Source organism: Acinetobacter sp. GW821-FHT09D10 (assembly GCF_059416285.1).
The window spans coordinates 210704-230655 of sequence record NZ_JBWKOW010000001.1 but is presented as its reverse complement, the minus strand read 5'-3'; the positions used below and the strand labels follow the sequence as shown (position 1 = coordinate 230655).

Genomic DNA, 19952 nt, shown 5'->3' with positions numbered 1-19952 from the left:
ATTTATGTTAGTCTTTTTAAGTTACAGCATGATCGCTGTATTTATGTATGCTGTTATGTCAAAACGCTTATCTGCGCTTACAGCATTAGTTCTTATTCCTGTAATTTTTGCTCTTTTGACTGGTCATGTGGCCGACATGAGTAGCATGATGATTGACGGGATTAAGTTACTTGCTCCCACTGGCATCATGATCACCTTTGCAATTTTGTATTTTTGCATGATGACAGATGCTGGCCTATTTAATCCGCTCATTCAATTCATCATTAAAATCGTTAAAGGCGATCCGCTAAAGATTGTTGTGGGCACAGGTATTCTTGGAATTTGTGTCGGGTTAGATGGTGATGGTGCAACGACTTATATTATTGTTGCAACAGCATTATTGCCTTTGTACAAAAAAGTTGGAATTCGACCACAAATCATGGCAACTGTTCTATTGCTTTCAATTGGGGTAATGAATATTTTACCTTGGGCTGGCCCGTTTTCTAGAGCTGCGAGCGCACTTAAAGTCGATCCGACTGGACTCTTTTTACAAATGTTGCCAGTAATGTGTGCTGGTCTTATTTGGGTGATATTTGTCGCTTTTTATCTTGGCTTAAAAGAAAGAAAGCGCTTAGGTATTCATGAAATTACACCAGATGACGACCTTATACATGAAGAACCAAATACGAAAAGTTGGAAATCATGGTTTAACTTGATACTTACTATTCTTCTCGTTTTTTCAATGATTAAAGGTTATTTACCTTTAGCTCCTCTGTTCATTTTGGCATTCTGTATCGGTTTAGTGGTTAACTTCCCTGAATTATCTGAACAGAAAAAATTAGTCGCAAAATATGCCGATAGTGTTTTAGCAGTGTCTTCTCTGATCTTTGCTGCTGGTATTTTTGTAGGAATCATGACAGGTACAGGCATGATTGAAGCTATTGCTCAGCATCTCATTTCAGTTATTCCTGAAACGTCTGGATCTTATCTGTCATCGATTACTGCTTTTATCAGTATGCCATTTACCTACATTTTGACGAATGATGCTTTTTATTTTGGGATTTTACCTATTCTTGCTGAAACAGCTTCACATTATGGTATCAGTGCGAATGAAATGGCTATCGCAAGTTTAATCGGACAACCTATTCACTTGTTAAGTCCAATGGTCGCTTCTACTTATCTATTATGCTCTTTAACCAATGTAGATTATGGTGAAAATCAAAAGGCATCCATACTCTGGTGTACTGGAACCTGCATAGTGATGTATCTTGCTGCTCTAGTTATCGGACTTATATAAATCAATAAAAGTGCTTTCAATATTTGAAGGCACTTTTATATTCTTCTATGTTTTATCTCACTGCATACTGACATTCACTAAAAAATCTATTTCATCTTTTAAATTACAGCTATACTTATTTATTCCTAAAACACTTAAATTTAATTGAGTTTTTATATTTTTGTATGACGAAATCAACACAAGATCCTGATAGCCAAATGGATAAGCAAAATTCAGGTGTAGCTGCCGTAGATAGAGCATTACTGATTTTAGATGCTTTTGATATAGATAGCCCTGTCTTATCTCTCGCAGAAATTTCACGCCGTACAAAGCTATATAAAAGTACTATTCTTAGATTACTGAGTTCATTAGAACGTCATGGTTATGTCGTCAGAAATGAAGATGGTCAATTTTCTTTAGGTATAACTCCTTTAAAACTATCAAGAATTTATCAAAATTCTTTTAAGCTTAAAGATGTCCTTTACCCTGTATTAGAAAGAATTACAAAAGAAACTGGTGAAACTTCTTCATTTTATATTTTAGATAACGATAAGCGCGTGGTTTTATTTCGCATTGAACCAGCCCGTTCTGTAAAAGTTTCTATCTCTGAAGGAGATACTTTTCCAGTCAATGTTGGGGCTTCGGGTAAAATTCTTCGTGCATTTTCTCAAACTGAAGTAGATGAAAATCTACAACAAATCCAAAGTCAGTTTTGGGCAAGTTCATTTGGAGAACGTGACCCAGAAACGTCCTCTTTGTCTGTCCCTGTATTTAGCAATGGTAGACAGTTACAAGGCGCGCTTACCATTTCAGGTCCTTCTGAACGTTTAACCCAAGAAAAAATTGCCGAAAATACTTCTCTTTTACTTGAGTGCAGCATCCAAGTGTCAAAGTATTTGGCAGGAAGTATTTATGGTTTAGAAGATGCTTTAAAACTTTTAAAAGCGCCTAATTAAAATTTTTCTTATTTCAGGCAGTTCTTTTTTAAAGTAACTGCCTATTATTTCCAAGCTAATTTCAAACAAGCCTTTTATAATAAATCGCTGTGCCGTCATAGTTCCCGTTTGAACTTAATGCGAAACTTGGAATTACACCCACTCGAACAAATCCAATTTTGCTATATAAAAGCTCGGACACATCACCTTCACGCGTGTCTAAGACAAGTAAGTGCAGACCTTTTTCTCTTGAAAAATTTTCTAGTTCATTCAGTAGTAATGTCGCTATTCCTTGTTTTCTTGCTGTTGTCAGAACCATGAGTTTTTCAACTTCTGCTCTATGAACTCCGTTCTTTTTACTCACCAAAGACAATTGAACACTACCTACAATCGTTCCTTTTTGAATGGCAATCCATAGACGGCTATTACCATGTGCTAATTTATGGTTGACCTCACGCCAATAATTTAAGACTTCGTTCTTTTCTATAGGAGCTAAGAAACCTATTGAGGCTCCGCTATTGATAGAATCTTCTAACAATAACGATAGGCCTTCTTCATAATCGCCAATTGCATTTATTTCTAAAATTTCAATATCTTTCATATTTCTTCACAAATTTATTTGAATAAAATTTCATTAGATCTTATTTAGAAAATCATTAAAAGCAAAGTATTCAATTATATCAATTACTCGATAGTAAAGGTATTCTAAATAACTTAGAACTTATTTAATAAGTCAAACATCCAGTGCCAACTAATATATGAAAAAAACCAAAGATGATAATTTTTTGAAAATACTTTGAATATAAAAATTAAGTGATCAATTCAAATACTATTAGAATATTATCTTTTTAAGAAAGTATTTTTCAAAAATGAAAAGAGTCCAATATTAATTAAATAGTATGCAATCTTTTCATAATCTTATTGAGTTAGCCATTGATCAAATGTTAAATTTGACCATCCACCTAATGGGGTTAGTGGTTTTAATGGACGAAGTGGTCTTAGTGGACGAAGCGGTCTTAGTGGACGAAGTGGTCTTAGTGGACGAAGTGGTTTTAATGGGCGCATAGTACCGACTGGACTAGAACCTTGAAGCCATCCTATTGGTTTACCATTAATGTCTAACAAGCTACCTTGATGAAATACACCCAACCAATTCAAATTTTCAGAAGAAAAACAGTTTCCCGAACTAAAAAAAGCAACCCAGTTAATATTTTCATCAAAAAAATTAATTCCATCAAACCATGCAATTACATTACAGTTTTTATCAAAAATAGGAGTCATATTTTTATTTACCTAACCCAAAGTTGTCGCCGTTAGTATCTGTTCGTACAATCAACTTCCATACTACTTTACCCTGCAAAGCAGTATGTTGATGTTTATTTTGTGGTGGAAATGGATCATCCTTATTACTTGTAATTTCTTTATTACAGCCTTGGCATTTATAAATTCCAGATACAGGAACCGTATCACCAATAGTATAAGAATCCGTCCACCATTTTGATGAATGAGCAAACCTCTGTAAATATTTTTCAGTTTGACTAGTATATCCAGCCATAAAAACTCCTAGTTAAAAATAAAGAATCTCTTTTATATCTAAAAACTATTTTTATTTCAGTAGATTAAAATAGTTTTTAAGTCATTCTGAAGTCACAGAACTAAATATAATCTTTAAAAACTATATGAGGTATAATACGTTAGTACTATATTTTCATTGATTTATCTTATGAAGAATAATTTAATAAAAATCTTTCAATATCACTAATCATTCTTTCTACATCTTCTTTGGTGAACTCATCATAATTCCCATGAGCAGCGTTATTTCTTATGTCAGCTAAAGCTGTAATTTGCTTTTGCTGTAGTTTGTTATAGACACTATTTTTTGCTAAATCATCATTTAGCTGAGTTAACTTTTTACGTTCTATATCTATATTGTTGTTTAAACATAATTCCTTAATTGCTGTTTCTAAAACTACACCTGCAATTACAGCAGCAGCATTTTTATAACCACTCTCAAGAAGTGATTTAGCCTGCTCAAGCTCACTATCAAAAACTTCTGCTTGAACGATCTGCTTGAAAGTGATTAAAAAACCATTTTTCAAATCATCATAAGTTGCTTTTATCACAGGCAATAAACGGTTTAAAACAACCGCATTTGTATCATAAAACTGGTATTTTTCAGCATTTAAAAAAGCTTCATAATGAATTGAATTATTTCCACAAATCAATTTTAAAAGATGCTTAATTTTGATTTTCCATTCTACATATTGTGCGTCTCCATCTTTTCCCAAACTTTCATGTTCAATATTCTTATTACCTGCTGGAACTATGTGCGTTAAGGAGTTTAATTCAATACCATCATTTAAAAGTTGCTCCAAACGCTTTAATATTTTTGAATCCATAATTTCTCTACACTGATTTTGTTGAGTTTTTCATTAAAAAATAAATTTCTCCTATGAGGACATTTTTTGTAATGAGGCAGCTATTTCCTTTAATGATTTTCTTACTTCTCTTTGAAAAGTTGATTCACTAATATCAACACCACTAAATGCATTGATATCTACTGTTACCACATTCTTAATTTTTCTTTTATAAGGATATAAGGCAATCTTACTATGGAATGTAATAGAAATCTTTAAAGGATGATCTGGCAAGGATTTCTTTAATGTAGGGTATGTACCCAAGCAATAAATTAACTTTTCATCAGGAAAAAGTATGGGGGTTCCGACTTTAAATGCACCTATCTCAATATCTGCTGCATTTTTTAAAATAAAATCTGTACCTGAAAATTTTATATCTTGAGCTATCCCCTTACCAATATTGTGAATAATTAATAAAATAACACCTTGTCTACTCATATCAACTTTAGCATATACAACTACATCTCCTTTTGAATTATTAAAATATACTATATATGCAATAATAAAAGTTAACAACCCTATGATAAATGTAGAAATTGTTAGTATTTCATTCATTTTTTCCTCTTATTTTTAATTGTCATTTTAAAATTGTACAACAACATTTTATATGAAAGAATATCCAAAAACTGCTCTATAACTTAAAGTATAATTATCACCACCTCAACCAAACCCCAACAAAAAATACTCAAGCAATCTCTTCCGTTCATCTGGTTTGTTTGGGTCTAAAAGCTGAACCATTGCCCCATCAATCACAAACAAAAACATGTGTGCATCTTGTTTTGAGGCATTTTCGTTGAATGTTAGAAGCAAATGATAAATTTCTTTAATAAGCCAATTTCGATAGTCAATTACTGTCCCATAAGCCTTGGGATGTGTTTTAGCAATCTCAAAAATCGCTTTAAAGGGCAAATGGTAAAGCCCCTCTAAGTCGGCATGTAAGAAGTAAATCTTTCGGAGTTTCTCAACTAGCGTTAAGTCTTTCTGGACATAGATGATTGAAAGTACCTTTTCTTTTAAACCATCTTTTTGAAAGGTTAGGCTCATTTCAATGAGACGTTCTTTTGAATGGAAGTAATTATAAAAGCTAGCTTTAGGGATGTTTGCCGACTCAATAATTCGGTCTACTCCGACGTTATGAAAACCGTGTTTATTAAAAAGATAGCGAGAGGTATGAAGCACGCTTAAAGCACGAAATGGAAGATCTGAATGTGGCATATTTTTACCGTTATAAAAAATTATTGTTGTATATAAATGAGATAAAAAAGGCATAGCAAAGCCATAAAGACTATGCTTGGCACATCTCAAGTTTAATTGTCTAAGTTTTAAGTAATAACGAGCTAAAGCCTGAAAAACCTTACGGCGATCAAGCTGCGTTCAATGTTTTAAGCTGTGTCGTTATAGCTTTTGGCAATGGTTGCCAAGAAATAATGGATGTGCAAAGCCAACTCCTTATATATGGAGTTCTGCCAAGACATTAGAATTATGGTGGCAGAACGAAAGGGGTTCGCAGACTGGCTTCAAGACCCAGCACACCCGAAGGTGTCCCCCTCCGTTCCGCCATAGAGGGGGCACGAGGGTATACACACTAAAAGAAGAATCTTTTAATGCTCTTGAAGAACGGTCTGCGACAACCGACTGGCAATGTAGGCCAGCCCGCAAATGGTAATCTTCAATATTTAAGGTGTCAATGTGAAATTGGCTAGAAATTATTTAAATAGTTATTATTTTTCATTTAATTAGATAATTAAGAAAATTCTTAAGTAATATTTACCATCTACTTTTATATCATTAAGTTAAAGTTCAAAATCACTAGAACTTAAGGTTTCATTTGACTTAAATATTGAACAACTCTTTTTTATAAATCTATGGAAGCAAGTAAAAAACAATCTGCTCTCTTTAAGCAATCAATAATCAACTCTGATCTCTTCATGACATAATTGATAAAATTTTAAGATATTAAATATTTTTATTATTATGGCACTAATATTTATAAATATTTCCACCAAAATAATTGCTTTATATAAAATACCTATTATTTTCAGTAATTAATATTTATTATAAAGACAAACCACCAAAGCTTAAACAAACTTATCCATTAATTAAAAAGTTAATATAACTTAATAATATTATTTTTAAATTTAATTAAACTAAAATATAATATTTATATTAATAATTACAACAACCTATATAAAAATATAGAAATATGTCTATTTTTAATTAAGTGCCTTAATTAACACTATTAATCACATTTCAATTATGAGTTATCTTTCTCCTTAAAAAATAAAAATATTTCCACATCTAAAAACAATATAGTGTAAAAATGCCAGTAAAATATAATTTGTATCAAAAACGATTTAATTTTTAATAAATATATTATTAATAATTCAACTCAAATGATATTTTAATAAAGAGAAAATATAAGTCTAAGATATATAAATAAATCATACTTTAAACGTTTTATAACCAATGGTATTTAAAATACCAGACAAAGCATCCAACGCGATTACTTTTATAAACAATAAAATAAAGCGATTGGATAAAACATAATTTAAGAGGATTTAATCATGTCAACTTCATCAAACACTGTTGTTATTACTGATGATACTGGGCTATTAACCAATATCACATATATTGATGGTTCTGTTGTATATACAGACGGCGAAACCTGTGAACCGCCCCCCTCTATTACTAAAAAAGGAAATGTTTGGACTATCACTTTAGACTGTGACCGTAGCGGCTCTTCGCAGGTTGCTGATAGTTATGTTGAACTATTACAAAAAGGTAGTCATATGTTTGCTGATAGTCAAAGTAGTGGCGACACTCCTAGCAAGCTTAACTTCTACTTTGGCGTTAATTTGCAAACTTCGTCGGCTTCCATTCCCGTATATCTCGCTCAAGGTCACTATGTTGGACATAACAATTGGTGGTTTGGTAGCTTAGCCGTAACCAATATTGGTGGAAATAAACCTGTTCTATTAATCAATGGTACCAACGTAGCTCTAACAGGAGGTAATAGCTCATTCACTTTATCAAATATTTAAAGCTTATGAAGAATACGCCGATTCATCGTTCACTTAAAAATGAGCAGTCTCATTTCGAGGCTGCTTTTTATATATACCTCATTTGAGTATTCAGTATAAACTTGTTATTTAAGCGACCAATCTCACACATTAGGCCGTGTAATATACTTAAAGTGATAAGAGCAAAAAATGACTCAAAATGAAGTTGAACTAGCAGAGAAATTGTCAAAAGAATCTCATAAAGGTCAAAAGTATGGTCCCCATGATTACTTTGATTACCATATTAAAGGTGTAGTCAATTCATTAATTGAGCATCGTTTTTCAGAAATCTATATTATTACAGCCCTTCTCCACGATAGTGTTGAAGACACACCTCTTACGCTAGACAAAATCGAAAGTTTATTCGGAAAAGAAGTCCGTGATGCCGTTGATGCATTAACTAAACGGGAAACTGAAACACGCGAAGAATATTTAATTCGTTGTAGTTCGAATCCGATCGCTCGAGTTGTTAAACTTCATGATGCAGCTTTTAATGCACATAACTCACATAAGGACAATAATCACTCACGTGTAGATTATTATCTTCAAACCATGTTAATTGTTTCAACGGCGCAAGATAGGTTGGAATGAAAAGGTCGAATTAGCTAGGTTTATAAAATATAAAACGATCAATTTGATTTTGTAACGTAATCAAAATTACCATCAAAAAAGATTTTTGCTCTAGCTAACATTCACCATTTTGCGCATATATTTGCTCAATCCTATTTAACTTACCTAAGAATTGAGCAAATTTTTGCTCATTTATGATCTACGGCGCACCTATCCCAAGGTTAAATACGCCCGACTTCTAAATATGGAATCAGGTTTTTATCAAAATGTGGTCTTGGGTCGCCTTCATAGCTAATAAAACCATGCATGCCTGTTAAACGCTCACCTTTATAAAACTGGTTTAACTGATAACGCGGGTCTTTATGTGAAAGCGTAAAGCTCACCACACCAACGCCCTGCTGTTTTGACTTGTTATAGGCGTCTTCGAGCATTTTATGATGCAAAGCCAAATCTTGTGGATGGCACATTAAGGTGTGTAGCACATGGTACTTTATTGAATCACCGAGTTTAGGCAAACGCATGCCTTTGGTCAGCGGAGTCAATAAGTTATAAACGGGTCTAAAAATTCCAATGACTGAACTGTAATGCAAAATTTTGGTTTGCTTAATACTATGTTGATCCCACAAGCCAAACATCCCAACCAGTTTTTCATCCTTAAAATAAAGTGAAAAGTCTGAGAGTTTTATCCCCGAAAAATATTGATGCCCTTGGGCGAGTTCTTCAAAGTTATAGGCTGGAATAAAATTATAAAACTCCGCCATGTCGGCAATAAACTGATTCATGGCTTCCACATGTCCAGCTTCGGCTATACATGACTGAATTTCTTGTATGTCACTTTGATTAGCCTGCTTTAAAAAAGCCGTGATTTTTCTTTTTGTACCAGTGTCGGTCAGGCTTAATGTCTCGATGAGTCCTTCATCATAATAATCAGGCATTCCCGTTTTGCCTGTTTGTATAGCTGCTCGTGCTGCATGGTTATCATCAAAAATAATCATTTGGCTGTAGTTCGGTTCATGCATGGTTTGTTTTACATGCTTTGCTAAAACCTTAACCAGTGATTTTCCCCGATAGTTGTGATCTACCCGTAAATCACCCGCGTATCGTAAGTTTTGAACGTTTCGATCGACATAACATGGGCGGTAACCATTGCTATAACAAGCGACATGCTTCTGACTCTCGGTATCTTCAATCACGACATGCAGTTTATGTCGATACACAATGTCAGACGCTTGAAAATAACTGGGTTCACGCTGAAAGCTAATTTGTATCCCTTTGGTGGTCATGGGTACGGCAATTAAGTCCCTTAAAGCCTGATCATCTGCCAAAGTGGCTTCACGGGTAATGAGGGTATTATCAGCAAGTGGTGGATTTATTTTCATTCATTATTCACCTGTTGTGCAGTTTGTACGGGCACCAAATTATTTAAGCGCCCCATTTGGTCGAGTAACTGATAGACAAACACGACTTCGTCTTGGTCATTCACTGTTTTCTGGGTTTGTACATCAAGTAACTTCTGCTCGGTATTCAGCAAATCAAATGTCGTTTTGGTGCCGACATCAAACTCTTTACGTGTGTAGACAAAGGCAATAGATGCTGCCTCTATGGCATTTGCCAGTGCTTCTTTATTTTGTCGAATGGTTTGAAGCTGCGCATAGCTGGTACGGGTACGCTTATTCAAATCCAGTTCAAGACTGCGCGTTTTTTGGTTAGCCAAATCTATATCGGCCTGTGCTTTTTTGACATTGGCCCGATTTAGTCCATCGTCATAGAGCGGTACATTGAGCTGTACGCCTACCATATAGTTATTACTTTCGGAGCCAATATAGCTTGCTTCATCTTGCTTTCCGGCACGGCTAGTAAGCATGACCGTTGGCCAGAGTTCACGTTTGGTTAAAGCATATTGTTTTTCTGCGGCCTGTTTTTCGTATTTGCTACGCATTAAAGCCGGATGGTTTTTGGTTTGAGCCAAAATTTCATCTAAGTTAGCTGGAATAGCGGGTAGTTGTTTAATGGCAACAAGGTTATCAGGCGTTATACCCGTTACTTGGTAAAACTGTGCTTCACTTACGGTCAAGTTCGATTGAGCCTGTGTAATATCGGCTTGGCCTTGTGCAACTTGTGCCAAAACCTGAGCTAAGTCCGCACGGGTAATCATGCCCACATCAAAACGGCGTTTAGATTCATATAAAGACCGTTGCAGATTTGCCATGGTCTTTTGTCTGAGTTCTAAAATCGCTTTCTTCTTTAATACATCCGTATAGACCATGACGGTATTTAAGATAGTTTCCGATCTTTGATCTGACAAACCTTGGTTTTGTGCAGAGAGCTGACTTTCGGCAATATCAATTCCTAAGCGGTGTCGCCCAGAGGTATAGATCGGATAATCTGCCTGCAATTGCAAACTTCGTCCTTTACGGTTTCCTTCTGTTGGAAAAAGGACTTGTGAAGGCGTATCTATTCTTTCATAGTCAAGTTGCCCCACCAAATTGACTTTGAGGCCATCACGCTGTTTGGCCTGTTCAAGCATAGCGGTTGACTGGTTCACGCTTAACCGGCTGACCTCAAGCTGACTTTCATGTCTTAAGCTGGCAGACAAAGCCTCATCTAAAGTCATGGCATGTGTATTCGACACAACTAACACGCCAAGATACAAGGCGTGTCGAAGTGTTAAAAACCGAGTATTAAATGTCTTCATCCCTTTCATAGTTGTTCCAAACTATTGAGGGTGACTTTTTTGAGTGGTTCAGGCTTGATATTACCTTCGATAATGCCATCAAACATGACCAGTTTCTTGTAAGCATTCCAACCATTATTGGCCTGACGAATCTGAGGCTGGTCGAGCTGTCCCAAGTTTCGAGCAAGTTCGTAATGGAAGTTTTGTCGCAAGATACTGTCGATATATTCATTGTTAATGCTGTGATGGATTTCGCCTTCAAAAAGCACGCAATAAAACGGCTTAACGTGTTGCTCTGTATCAATCGCCAGTAAAGAAATTGCTTTCGATTCCGTTTCATTTAACTGTGACAACAACTCTTGAGCGGTTTCAGGTGCGAGTTTTTCACCGACCAGATCTACACCAAAACGGCGGCCTTGGAACTCAAAACACGGAATTTGTTCTATAAAGCCAGTTACGCGTAAGCAATCATCCATACAGTAACGAAGCAAACCATTGCCCGATGTAATGAGCGGGCTCACCACATCGCCTTGTTTCAGTTCCCACGACGGAATGATCTGACCTTGTTTTTCACCCTCTAAATATTCAAATTCATAGAAGTGACTTTGATACGCCAGTGGGTATTGGTCGTTATAGGGAATAGTGACTACACCTTCCGTCGCCCACAGACCTTTGCCTTCAAACTGAACACTGGGTAATTTTTCTTTTAATTTTTCGGCCCAAGCTTTTGAACCTGCGGTATCCCAACTCGACACTAGGCTTAACTTTGGCCATAGCTGTTTGAAGTCAATCTGTTCGCCGTTTGAACTGTCAATTAAAGCTTGAGCGCTTTCAGTACTATGCGGTGCATTTACTTCTCTTAATGAACTTTGGCGATGTCCCCATAAACCAGTCTCTAAAACCTCAATAACTTCCTGTTGCATCGACTCTAAACGTTCAAGTAATTGCAATGCAAACGTTGGGCTCCATACAGAAATCATGGCTAAGTTACGGTTTGCCACCAAATAGCAAATGGTTGCAAAGAGTGCATCGTCGGCATTTGCTGCAAATGCAACATTACTTGGAACCGCTTGGGTAAACTTAGATAAAATTCGCTTACCCACACCCAGTAGCGCACTATCATCATTTAGGTTTTTATCTTTTAAAACTTCACGCTGACTTTCAGGTAACCATGACACCGACCAATAATGTGTTCCCGAACGAAGCTGCGGACATTTACGGTATAGACTCGCCATCCAAGGTGCTATTGCATGATCGAGCTCATCTAAAAACAGCTTGGTATAGGGAATAAACTTAATCTGTTCACTCGAGCCACTGGTCGGCTGGAAACGAACCAGCTTACTACTAGACAGTGCAAGTTTCTGATCTCGATAGCGCTGAATGTCTTCTCGCCACGCGCCGTAACGTGTCGCAGGAAATGATTTTACAAACTGCTCATAGTTTTGAACTTTTTTGTCTTTAGCAAACGTAGAGGTCTGTAAAATCGAATGCAGGATTTGACGTTGTGTTGCTTCTAACGCATTAAACCGTTTTTGAAAATTACGATCGGATGCATCACACCATTTTTTTAAAATAAGATGTGAACCCGTGGTCAGCCATTCATTAGATTTCATTGGATGGCCTCTCTACGTTTTGTTTTATGTGTTACACAGGCTTCAAATTTTCCCTTACTCGTGGGTTTGGTGATGAGCTTTACTGGGAAACGCGCAAGATCTTTCCAGCCTAATCGACCAATACACGGTAATTCCGTACCCGCACTCCATGTTGGATTCATTTGCTCAAAGAAATGAATATTTGGGTTCTTTTGTCTCATTTCGGCAGTAATCGGTGCGACTTCACCTTTTAATGGTTGATAGTCATCTCCAAAATTTAAGAGGCCCGCATCTTTATCATAATATTCCCCAAAGAATTTCTCACAGTAGTGCTCAACGACTTCCGAGAGATGCTGATTTTCATCTTTAATATTTGGATAGTACACATAGTAGTTATTGGCGAGTAAGAGATAGGTTTTGTAGCCTTTAGAAATCAGTAGCCAATAGAGTTCGTTAAATGGATATTTGATTCGAAGCTTGATCATGAGTTTGAGCATGGTACTTTGCAGACTACGCGTGCCCCAAAACTTCTTCAAAATGACCGTATCACCACTAAATAACACGGTGTAGTCTTTACCGTTTAAGTAAAAGTGCTGCACAACAACAGTCGAGAACCCCACAATCTCATCTGTTTCCGAGTCAAAAATTAAGATTGCACCACTTTTATTTTTAAAATCATCTACGAAAATAGAAAATCTCGTATTTTCATAATACTGTTCGTAAATGGAATACATCACTTTTAATCGGTCAGTATCGATTTGCTCTTTTTCAAAATATTGACCATAAGTCGTGTTTTTCAGGTTCAATTTTGAAATCAATTTATACGTTGTATTAATCATAATCCTTTAACCTTCCACCTCTAATTTGCGAGTTCCCCAATCTCATCTACCGATATTAGAAAACTCTATCAATGTTCTTTTTCTATGAAGGGATATGTTTTGATATGCCCTATTGTTTTTCATTCTTTGAAAGCTGCCCTTTATTTCTAAATAGCTACATATTCATTTTCTTCCCCCGATCCATAAAGATGGTTAAAAAGGCCGTCACAAACATGATGATTGCGAGCATGCGTAATAAATCATTAAAACTAGATGTAAGTGCTTGAAAATGAATGTCACGATAGATCACGCTAAGCGCGATTTGCTGTGCATTTGAGCCGACCTCTTGATATTGCGCCGTGAGTTGATCGAGTCTTTCTGTAAAGATCCAATTCTGCGGTGTCATCGACTGATTAATCTGGGTGACATGTAGCGCAGTCAACCAGTCTAATGATGAGTTAATCAGTGCCAGTCCAACCGCTCCGCCGATATTACGCATCAGGTTATAAATACCGCTGGCATCGGCAACTTTACTCAGCGGCAAAGTGCTCATGGCTAAATGCGAAACCACAATCAGGCAGATCATGAGGCCAATGCCACGGTAAATTTGCGGCCAGAACATAAAGTCATAATCGCTGTGAATGCTCAAATGTGAATTGAGCCAAACACCAAAACCAGCCAGAATCATTCCAATAAACACAGTTTTGCGGGTATCAAAATTAGGAATGAGCCACGCTAGGAACGGCGCAAAGCAGAACATGACAATGCCCGTCACCATCATGACGTGACCAATTTGGCTACTGTTCATTTCACGGACTTGCCCCAGAAACACGGGAATCATGTAACCCAAGCCATAGAGCGCCATCCCAATCACAAAAGTCGTGATGGCACTTAAGGTAAAGTTTTTATTCTTAAATACTGATAAATCGAGCAATGGCTTAGGCTGGGTAAAGCTTCTAGAGAAGAAAATCATGCCGCCCACAACACAGATCATAAAAGCAATCCGAACCCCAGTGTCTGCAAGCCAGTCATGACGTGCGCCTTCATCAAGGAAATATTCAAGCCCACCCAGAAACATCGCCATACCAATCAGGCTGAGCCAATCCATGCTTTTGATAAGTGAATGATTCGCACGGTCGATATTTGGACCTGAATAGATGACCGTAGCGATGATAATGCCCGGAATGATGTTAATCAGGAACATCCAGTGCCATGAGAAGTTATTGGTTAACCAGCCGCCAATGGTTGGGCCGATGGCTGGACCTAAAGTACTGATCATTCCAAACATGACCAAAGGCAATGAACGTTTTGCTTCGGGAAAAAGTAAGTACAATGCCGTCATGGAGGTTGGAATCATCCCGCCGCCCATAAAGCCTTGAATGCCACGGAAAACCAGTAAACTCTCTAAGTTCCATGCCAAAGCACATAGTAAAGAACTGATGGTGAAGCCAATTGCACAGATCGTGTAATACACCCGTGTTGAGAGCACGCGTGAGACAATACTCGACATTGGAATCGCAATAATTTCGGCAATTAAGTAAACCGTTTGCACCCAAGTAACTTCATAGCGGCTTGCACTCATGCCGGCTTGAACTTCGTTTAGAGAACTCGCCACAATCTGAATATCAAGAATCGCCATAAAGTTGCCAAAAATCATGGCAGCAAAAATTGCCCAAGCCGTCTTTGCAGGAAACTTCCACTCAGCGTCAATATGCTTATTCATTTCTTATTACCTAAAATTTTATTATTAAGTTCTTAGGTCAACCGTAGCGCTAACCGACATTCCGGGTTTTATAAGATCAATATGCGGACTTGAGTCTATGGCAATGCGTACAGGAATACGTTGTACAACCTTGTTAAAGTTGCCTGTGGCATTGTCTGGTGGCATGAGTGAGAAAGTTGCGCCTGAAGCTGGAGAAAAGCTTTCGATTGTCCCGCTGTAAGTCAGGCTTGGGTAAGCATCAAGTTTTAATTTAACTTTCTGACCAATATGCATTTTTTCAATTTGGGTTTCTTTGAAGTTCGCTTGTACATACAAACTATTTTCAGGAATGATCGCCATTAAGCGGGTTTGCGGAGAAACACGCGAACCTTTCTGGATCGCAAGGCTTCCTATTTTCCCTGCGACTGGGCTCACCACTTTTGATGAAGCCAAATCAATTTGATAAAGGTTTAAGTTTGCATTGGCACTTTGAATATCTGCCAAAAGTTGTGCTCTACTGGCCTGTAAACTACCCAACTGGGCTTCTGCTGCATTTACGGCGGCTTGCGCTTTGCTTAACTGTGCCTGAGCAGTTAAATACTGAGATTGAACCCCTTCAAAGTTTTGACGGGTAATTACCCCATCTTTTAATAAATCTTGATAACGTTCAAAATCTTTTCTTAAGCGAGATAAGTCTGCTTGTGCCGCAACAACGCCACTATTTGCTTCAATAATTGATGACTTGGCAGACTTTTCATTTTGTTGTTGTACGCCTAGCGCTGCTTCTTTTAAGCTCACGACAGAGCTAGCTTGATCGTAACGGGCTTGGTAATCACGATGGTCTAATACAGCTAAAGTTTCCCCTTTTTTTACAAACTGATTATCGTTAATTAATAACTCCATCACTTCGCCTGAAATCTTTGGCATTACCCAAGTAACATCAGCTTGCACATAAGCATTATCAGTAGATTGATAAAATCGGTATACAAAAAAATAATATATAATGCCCGCGACTAAAAATAACAGCAGGACACTAAAAACACCCCAAGTTATCTTTTTTCGACTTTGGAAATTAGTATCAGTTTCTAGCTGAGCTACGTTATCCATATTCATTCCGTTTATTTGTAATATTCGATTTTTTATTTACACCAATAAACTATTAGCGTCTTTTTTACGTAACTTTTCACTTGGTTTATTCAATGAATCGTGACAGCGTAAAATTTGGTGCAAATTATGATTCTTAAATCGATTAAATATCATTGACCGTTTTGACATATATTTTTTCTATTTACGCCAATAGATTGCATGCTATAAAAAATATGTTTAAAAATTATGTAATTTTATATTTTTTGAAATTTCTATTTATAACCCATTATCTAAAAATTTAATTTATTAATTTAAATCAATAACTTAATGTGGTTATTTTTCTTATCAAAGTGATTAATTGACAGGAAAATTCATTGTACTAATATTAAAAATCAGCCTTCAATTTGTAGTACTTATGTAGAATTAATTAAGGTAATATGTAATTTAAAAAAGAGTTATCGATAAGTTTTATAATATTTATAGAAACATAAAATATAAATGTTCTTATTTATCAAAATAGTTAAACAAAACTTATTAAAGATGTATTTTAATAAATTTATGATTAACTATATTAAGTGGAATAACATGAAAAATTCCAGACCAAATCCAACTTACCCTTAAGAAACCAAGCATTATTAACAAATAAAATTAATCTTAAAAAAGAGTTACTTTTAACTCTTTTTTATTTAGAAAATGGAGGATTTTCGGTTTATTTTTTTACTTATTTAAATCCCTAAAAATTTCTTCTAAATTCACTCCAATCGCAAGTATTTCACTATCTTGATGAGGTAAACCATCAATCTCCAAACCAATTGGTAGTTGCGATTTCGCCCCCTTTCCAATCGGTAAACTCAGTCCAGGTAATCCGATATTACTTCCTGGATCTGTATTTCGAATCAGGGTTTGGAAATTTTCAATTGAACTGACTTGCTCGCTTGCTAGTGGTGCAACAATGGATGATGTCGGGAACAATAAAGCATGTAAGTTATGCGCTTTAAATGTGTTTTGATAGAGTTCAAGCAATTGTGGACGAGCTTCATTCATCGCTTTTTCATACAAAGGTAAAACAGGAATAAGTTGACCAGTCTGATCTTGAATTAATTGGGGAAGGATATTCTGTTTAAAAAGTGCCTTTACATCTGGACTTGAGATCTGATCGATCACCGATTCTAAGTTCAGGTCTATATAATGATGTTTTAAATATTGAATAAGGTCATATTTGCCCTCGTAGATGACCACCGGAAATGAAATAGCGTGATTAAGTTGTTCCAAATTCGGCATATCGACAGGAATAATTTCGATTCCTGCATCTTTTAAAAGTTCAAGTGCAATATGAGCTTGTTGATGAACGTCTTCATCTAAATGATTCCAAAAATATGGATTTATACCGAGTCTAATTTGATGAGGCTGTAATGGTTTTTTTCTTGGCTCTTGAGTAATGAGCTGATCAATTAAGATAATGTCAGATACTGTATGTGCCATAGGGCCAGCGGTATCCCGCGTATGTGAAATTGGGGTAATACTGTCTTGTAAATATCTTCCTACCGTTGGACGAAAGCCGACACAACCATTTAAGGCACTTGGCAATCGAATAGAAGCACCCGTATCTGTACCAATCGCAATCGGAACCATTCCCGCGGCGACAGCCACCGCACTACCTGAAGAGGACCCGCCAGCAATGTGTAATGGGTTTACCGCATTTCGTGTACCGACAACACCCTCTATATGCATAGCAGTATTATAACCTGTTACCCCAAAGGCCAATTCGTGCATATTGGTTTTACCCACGATGATCGCGCCGTGATCAATGAGCTTTTGAATAATCGATGCGGAGCTTTGAGGTTTAAAATCAGCTAAAGCTGGTGTACCTGCACTATTAGGAAAACCTGCAACATGAATATTATCTTTAACCGCAATTAAAATCCCCATTAAGGCTGGACACGGTTTTCCACTAAGTAGGTATTTATCCCAATACTGAGCTTGTTGAATTGCTGAAGTTTTATCTGTGCTAATAAACGCATTTAAAGATTGCTGTTTTTCAATAGTGGCGAAGTAATGATGAACAAGTTCTTCGCAAGACACTTTTCTCTCATGAATCAATTGAGTGATTACATCTACTGAAGCATTTGCTAAATCGCGTGACTCAATCCCGTTATTTTTTTCATTGGCATTCGACATGGTGACTTAAAATCCATTTAAGTTGTGATCTTAAGAACTTAGTACAAATTGCTCGATAATTCGTATCCTCAAAATTGAGGATTGCTTTGCTTTAATGTTGAATGAGTAAAGCCATTTCAGTGCGATTATTACAGCCTATTTTTCTCATAGAATTATTCAGATGAGTTCTTAATGTGGTAAAGCTTATACCAAGTAAATTTGCCACATCTTTGTCACTTAAGCCTTTAGAGACCAAATGAACCACTTCTTGTTCACGTGGGGTAAGACCGTATTGTGTTGATAAATCAATGGGTAAGGCTTGAGTAAAATAAGGTTCAAGCAGATTTAATATTCTTTTTTCACGCTCACCAAACATGCCAGCGTCTTGTGCACGCCAAATGCGTAAATCACCAATATCCATGCCATTCCGAACAAAATAAACATTTACGCCGTGGTACAAACCATAAGCTCGTAAAAACTCATTGTAATAGGTTGTTTTTTTAAGGTCTTCAAGAGGCATAACTTCATTTACAAACGTCGGTTTCTGAAATTTACGAAGCTGTGTGGTAATTGGATCAGCAAATTGCCAAACACGATCATAGTCCTCCATCGCTTTTGGGTCGATTTTCCATATCACCCCTTTTTTCGATAAGTTATGCGTTGAATCCCAAATATACGATGCTGCAAAATCAGCCCGTAATAAGGTGGCAATATCTACAATGATATTTTCACGTAAAGTACATTGCCCTTTCCCTGAGCCAAGTTTCCATAATATTTCAGAAAACAACGTAAACTCAGATGGACTGAAATCCTTTTCTAAAAGTGCGGTCATAGTCTACCTATTTAACGCAAGCCATCGAATTTTAAGAAGATCGGTTCAGTGCTTCCTTTGAGCTTAATGCCAATCCCATCCTTTTCTATAACATATCCATTTTTTTATTTGGTAGGTAATAGCTATATTTTGTCCGTAAAAATATTAATCTTCTAGTTTTTATATGTTCATTATATAAAAAGCCCACCGAAGTGAGCATATTCTTTAACAATCAATTTCAACAGAGTAGTTCATTTATTTAAAAAGTTATATCCACTAAGAATCCTTACTTTACTTTTCGGTAGCCAAAATTGAATACATCTATCAACCAATTGCGTCTTTATATGGTGCTCTTTTAACTGTTGATATGCCTTTTGTGAAATTACTTATCTAATAGGTACAGAAGGGTTCGATCAACTTTTCTCTCTTTTCTTTTTTGCTCAAGTTCCTGTTGATATTCTTCTTCTGAAATTACTTTTCTATTAGGTGTAGATTCAATGTATGGTGAATAACCCCTATTATGAGCATACTTATTTTCTCTGTAATATTGTGATTTATCATAATCAGTCATATTCGCCGTTTGGAATAGAGCGTCATTACCTCGCTCTGCCCTTTTAAAAATTTGATTTGTACGATCTATTTTTTGTTGATTTGATAACTCAAAAAAATCTACTTTCTCACGACTGTTATTATTTTGAATCCCTTCATCCTTACCAATTAAAATAGAAGGTTTTTTTTCGAAAAAATCAGCAGCACTGTACACTGGACTAATAATCAATAAACTTGTAAAAGATAATAATATTCTATTCATAAAATTAATTTGCTCATTACAAAATAGTGGAATACGTAAATTTTATATAACTTAAATAAAAAAAC

Annotated in this window: 19 protein-coding genes; 4 read left to right on the top strand and 15 right to left on the bottom strand. The window is 36.1% G+C overall.

The window, feature by feature from the left end:
- Window positions 1-4: 4 nt before the first annotated feature.
- The gene (locus tag AC07M3_RS01100) at window positions 5-1276 is read left to right on the top strand and encodes a CitMHS family transporter (RefSeq protein ID WP_494566263.1); all 1272 of its coding nucleotides are present in this window, start codon (window positions 5-7) and stop codon (window positions 1274-1276) included.
- 164 nt (window positions 1277-1440) lie between these two features.
- Window positions 1441-2211, top strand: coding sequence for an IclR family transcriptional regulator (locus AC07M3_RS01095; RefSeq protein ID WP_494566262.1), 771 nt, complete (start codon window positions 1441-1443; stop codon window positions 2209-2211).
- A 61-nt stretch (window positions 2212-2272) separates the two neighbouring features.
- Here the strand turns inward: AC07M3_RS01095 and AC07M3_RS01090 are convergent, their stop codons facing one another.
- From AC07M3_RS01090 to AC07M3_RS01065, 6 genes are all read right to left on the bottom strand, one after another.
- Window positions 2273-2791, bottom strand: coding sequence for a GNAT family N-acetyltransferase (locus AC07M3_RS01090; protein WP_494566261.1), 519 nt, complete (start codon window positions 2789-2791; stop codon window positions 2273-2275).
- Between the two features lie 317 nt (window positions 2792-3108).
- The gene (locus AC07M3_RS01085; protein WP_494566260.1) at window positions 3109-3471 is read right to left on the bottom strand and encodes a 4-fold beta flower protein; all 363 of its coding nucleotides are present in this window, start codon (window positions 3469-3471) and stop codon (window positions 3109-3111) included.
- A gap of 4 nt (window positions 3472-3475) precedes the next feature.
- On the bottom strand, window positions 3476-3745 hold the full coding sequence (locus tag AC07M3_RS01080; protein ID WP_130625869.1) for a protein L: 270 nt from the start codon (window positions 3743-3745) through the stop codon (window positions 3476-3478).
- A gap of 166 nt (window positions 3746-3911) precedes the next feature.
- Window positions 3912-4589 (bottom strand): HEPN domain-containing protein, encoded by a 678-nt coding sequence (locus tag AC07M3_RS01075; protein ID WP_494566259.1) that lies wholly within the window; start codon window positions 4587-4589, stop codon window positions 3912-3914.
- Between the two features lie 51 nt (window positions 4590-4640).
- Entirely contained in the window at window positions 4641-5162 is a 522-nt protein-coding gene (locus tag AC07M3_RS01070; RefSeq protein ID WP_494566258.1) for a DUF8453 domain-containing protein, read from the bottom strand.
- Between the two features lie 105 nt (window positions 5163-5267).
- Window positions 5268-5822: a TetR/AcrR family transcriptional regulator gene (locus AC07M3_RS01065; RefSeq protein WP_494566257.1), complete on the bottom strand. Its 555-nt coding sequence runs from the start codon at window positions 5820-5822 to the stop codon at window positions 5268-5270.
- A 1349-nt stretch (window positions 5823-7171) separates the two neighbouring features.
- Here AC07M3_RS01065 and AC07M3_RS01060 point away from each other — a divergent pair.
- A complete protein-coding gene (locus tag AC07M3_RS01060) occupies window positions 7172-7648 on the top strand; it encodes a hypothetical protein (protein WP_092705864.1) in 477 nt (158 codons plus the stop codon).
- 168 nt (window positions 7649-7816) lie between these two features.
- A complete protein-coding gene (locus tag AC07M3_RS01055) occupies window positions 7817-8257 on the top strand; it encodes an HD domain-containing protein (protein WP_494566256.1) in 441 nt (146 codons plus the stop codon).
- 200 nt (window positions 8258-8457) lie between these two features.
- Here AC07M3_RS01055 and AC07M3_RS01050 read toward each other — a convergent pair whose 3' ends face one another.
- The 9 genes from AC07M3_RS01050 to AC07M3_RS01010 form a co-directional block, all read right to left on the bottom strand.
- On the bottom strand, window positions 8458-9615 hold the full coding sequence (locus tag AC07M3_RS01050; RefSeq protein ID WP_494566255.1) for a hypothetical protein: 1158 nt from the start codon (window positions 9613-9615) through the stop codon (window positions 8458-8460).
- On the bottom strand, window positions 9612-10940 hold the full coding sequence (locus tag AC07M3_RS01045; RefSeq protein WP_494566254.1) for a TolC family protein: 1329 nt from the start codon (window positions 10938-10940) through the stop codon (window positions 9612-9614). The genes AC07M3_RS01050 and AC07M3_RS01045 overlap by 4 nt, the downstream gene beginning before the upstream one ends.
- The gene (locus AC07M3_RS01040) at window positions 10937-12523 is read right to left on the bottom strand and encodes a GH3 family acyl-acid amido synthetase (protein WP_494566253.1); all 1587 of its coding nucleotides are present in this window, start codon (window positions 12521-12523) and stop codon (window positions 10937-10939) included. The genes AC07M3_RS01045 and AC07M3_RS01040 overlap by 4 nt, the downstream gene beginning before the upstream one ends.
- Window positions 12520-13308 (bottom strand): hypothetical protein, encoded by a 789-nt coding sequence (locus AC07M3_RS01035; RefSeq protein ID WP_170834031.1) that lies wholly within the window; start codon window positions 13306-13308, stop codon window positions 12520-12522. Before AC07M3_RS01035 ends, AC07M3_RS01040 begins: the two co-directional genes overlap by 4 nt.
- Before the next feature lie 187 nt (window positions 13309-13495).
- Window positions 13496-15043 (bottom strand): DHA2 family efflux MFS transporter permease subunit, encoded by a 1548-nt coding sequence (locus AC07M3_RS01030; RefSeq protein WP_307009630.1) that lies wholly within the window; start codon window positions 15041-15043, stop codon window positions 13496-13498.
- Between the two features lie 24 nt (window positions 15044-15067).
- Window positions 15068-16129 carry an HlyD family secretion protein gene (locus tag AC07M3_RS01025; protein ID WP_092705870.1) on the bottom strand — a complete coding sequence of 354 codons (1062 nt, stop codon included), beginning with the start codon at window positions 16127-16129 and terminating at the stop codon, window positions 15068-15070.
- Window positions 16130-16825: 696 nt separating this feature from the next.
- Window positions 16826-18286: an indoleacetamide hydrolase gene (gene iaaH / locus AC07M3_RS01020; protein WP_494566252.1), complete on the bottom strand. Its 1461-nt coding sequence runs from the start codon at window positions 18284-18286 to the stop codon at window positions 16826-16828.
- A 91-nt stretch (window positions 18287-18377) separates the two neighbouring features.
- Complete coding sequence (locus AC07M3_RS01015) at window positions 18378-19097, bottom strand: response regulator transcription factor (RefSeq protein WP_494566251.1); 720 nt, start codon at window positions 19095-19097, stop codon at window positions 18378-18380.
- A 361-nt stretch (window positions 19098-19458) separates the two neighbouring features.
- A complete protein-coding gene (locus AC07M3_RS01010; protein WP_494566250.1) occupies window positions 19459-19887 on the bottom strand; it encodes a hypothetical protein in 429 nt (142 codons plus the stop codon).
- Window positions 19888-19952: the final 65 nt, after the last annotated feature.

Coding starts and splice junctions, on each gene's coding strand:
- AC07M3_RS01100 (WP_494566263.1), top strand. CDS start 5: ATGTTAGTCTTTTTAAGTTACAGCATGATCGCTGTATTTATGTATGCT.
- AC07M3_RS01095 (WP_494566262.1), top strand. CDS start 1,441: ATGACGAAATCAACACAAGATCCTGATAGCCAAATGGATAAGCAAAAT.
- AC07M3_RS01090 (WP_494566261.1), bottom strand. CDS start 2,791: ATGAAAGATATTGAAATTTTAGAAATAAATGCAATTGGCGATTATGAA.
- AC07M3_RS01085 (WP_494566260.1), bottom strand. CDS start 3,471: ATGACTCCTATTTTTGATAAAAACTGTAATGTAATTGCATGGTTTGAT.
- AC07M3_RS01080 (WP_130625869.1), bottom strand. CDS start 3,745: ATGGCTGGATATACTAGTCAAACTGAAAAATATTTACAGAGGTTTGCT.
- AC07M3_RS01075 (WP_494566259.1), bottom strand. CDS start 4,589: ATGGATTCAAAAATATTAAAGCGTTTGGAGCAACTTTTAAATGATGGT.
- AC07M3_RS01070 (WP_494566258.1), bottom strand. CDS start 5,162: ATGAATGAAATACTAACAATTTCTACATTTATCATAGGGTTGTTAACT.
- AC07M3_RS01065 (WP_494566257.1), bottom strand. CDS start 5,822: ATGCCACATTCAGATCTTCCATTTCGTGCTTTAAGCGTGCTTCATACC.
- AC07M3_RS01060 (WP_092705864.1), top strand. CDS start 7,172: ATGTCAACTTCATCAAACACTGTTGTTATTACTGATGATACTGGGCTA.
- AC07M3_RS01055 (WP_494566256.1), top strand. CDS start 7,817: ATGACTCAAAATGAAGTTGAACTAGCAGAGAAATTGTCAAAAGAATCT.
- AC07M3_RS01050 (WP_494566255.1), bottom strand. CDS start 9,615: ATGAAAATAAATCCACCACTTGCTGATAATACCCTCATTACCCGTGAA.
- AC07M3_RS01045 (WP_494566254.1), bottom strand. CDS start 10,940: ATGAAAGGGATGAAGACATTTAATACTCGGTTTTTAACACTTCGACAC.
- AC07M3_RS01040 (WP_494566253.1), bottom strand. CDS start 12,523: ATGAAATCTAATGAATGGCTGACCACGGGTTCACATCTTATTTTAAAA.
- AC07M3_RS01030 (WP_307009630.1), bottom strand. CDS start 15,043: ATGAATAAGCATATTGACGCTGAGTGGAAGTTTCCTGCAAAGACGGCT.
- AC07M3_RS01025 (WP_092705870.1), bottom strand. CDS start 16,129: ATGGATAACGTAGCTCAGCTAGAAACTGATACTAATTTCCAAAGTCGA.
- iaaH (WP_494566252.1), bottom strand. CDS start 18,286: ATGTCGAATGCCAATGAAAAAAATAACGGGATTGAGTCACGCGATTTA.
- AC07M3_RS01015 (WP_494566251.1), bottom strand. CDS start 19,097: ATGACCGCACTTTTAGAAAAGGATTTCAGTCCATCTGAGTTTACGTTG.
- AC07M3_RS01010 (WP_494566250.1), bottom strand. CDS start 19,887: ATGAATAGAATATTATTATCTTTTACAAGTTTATTGATTATTAGTCCA.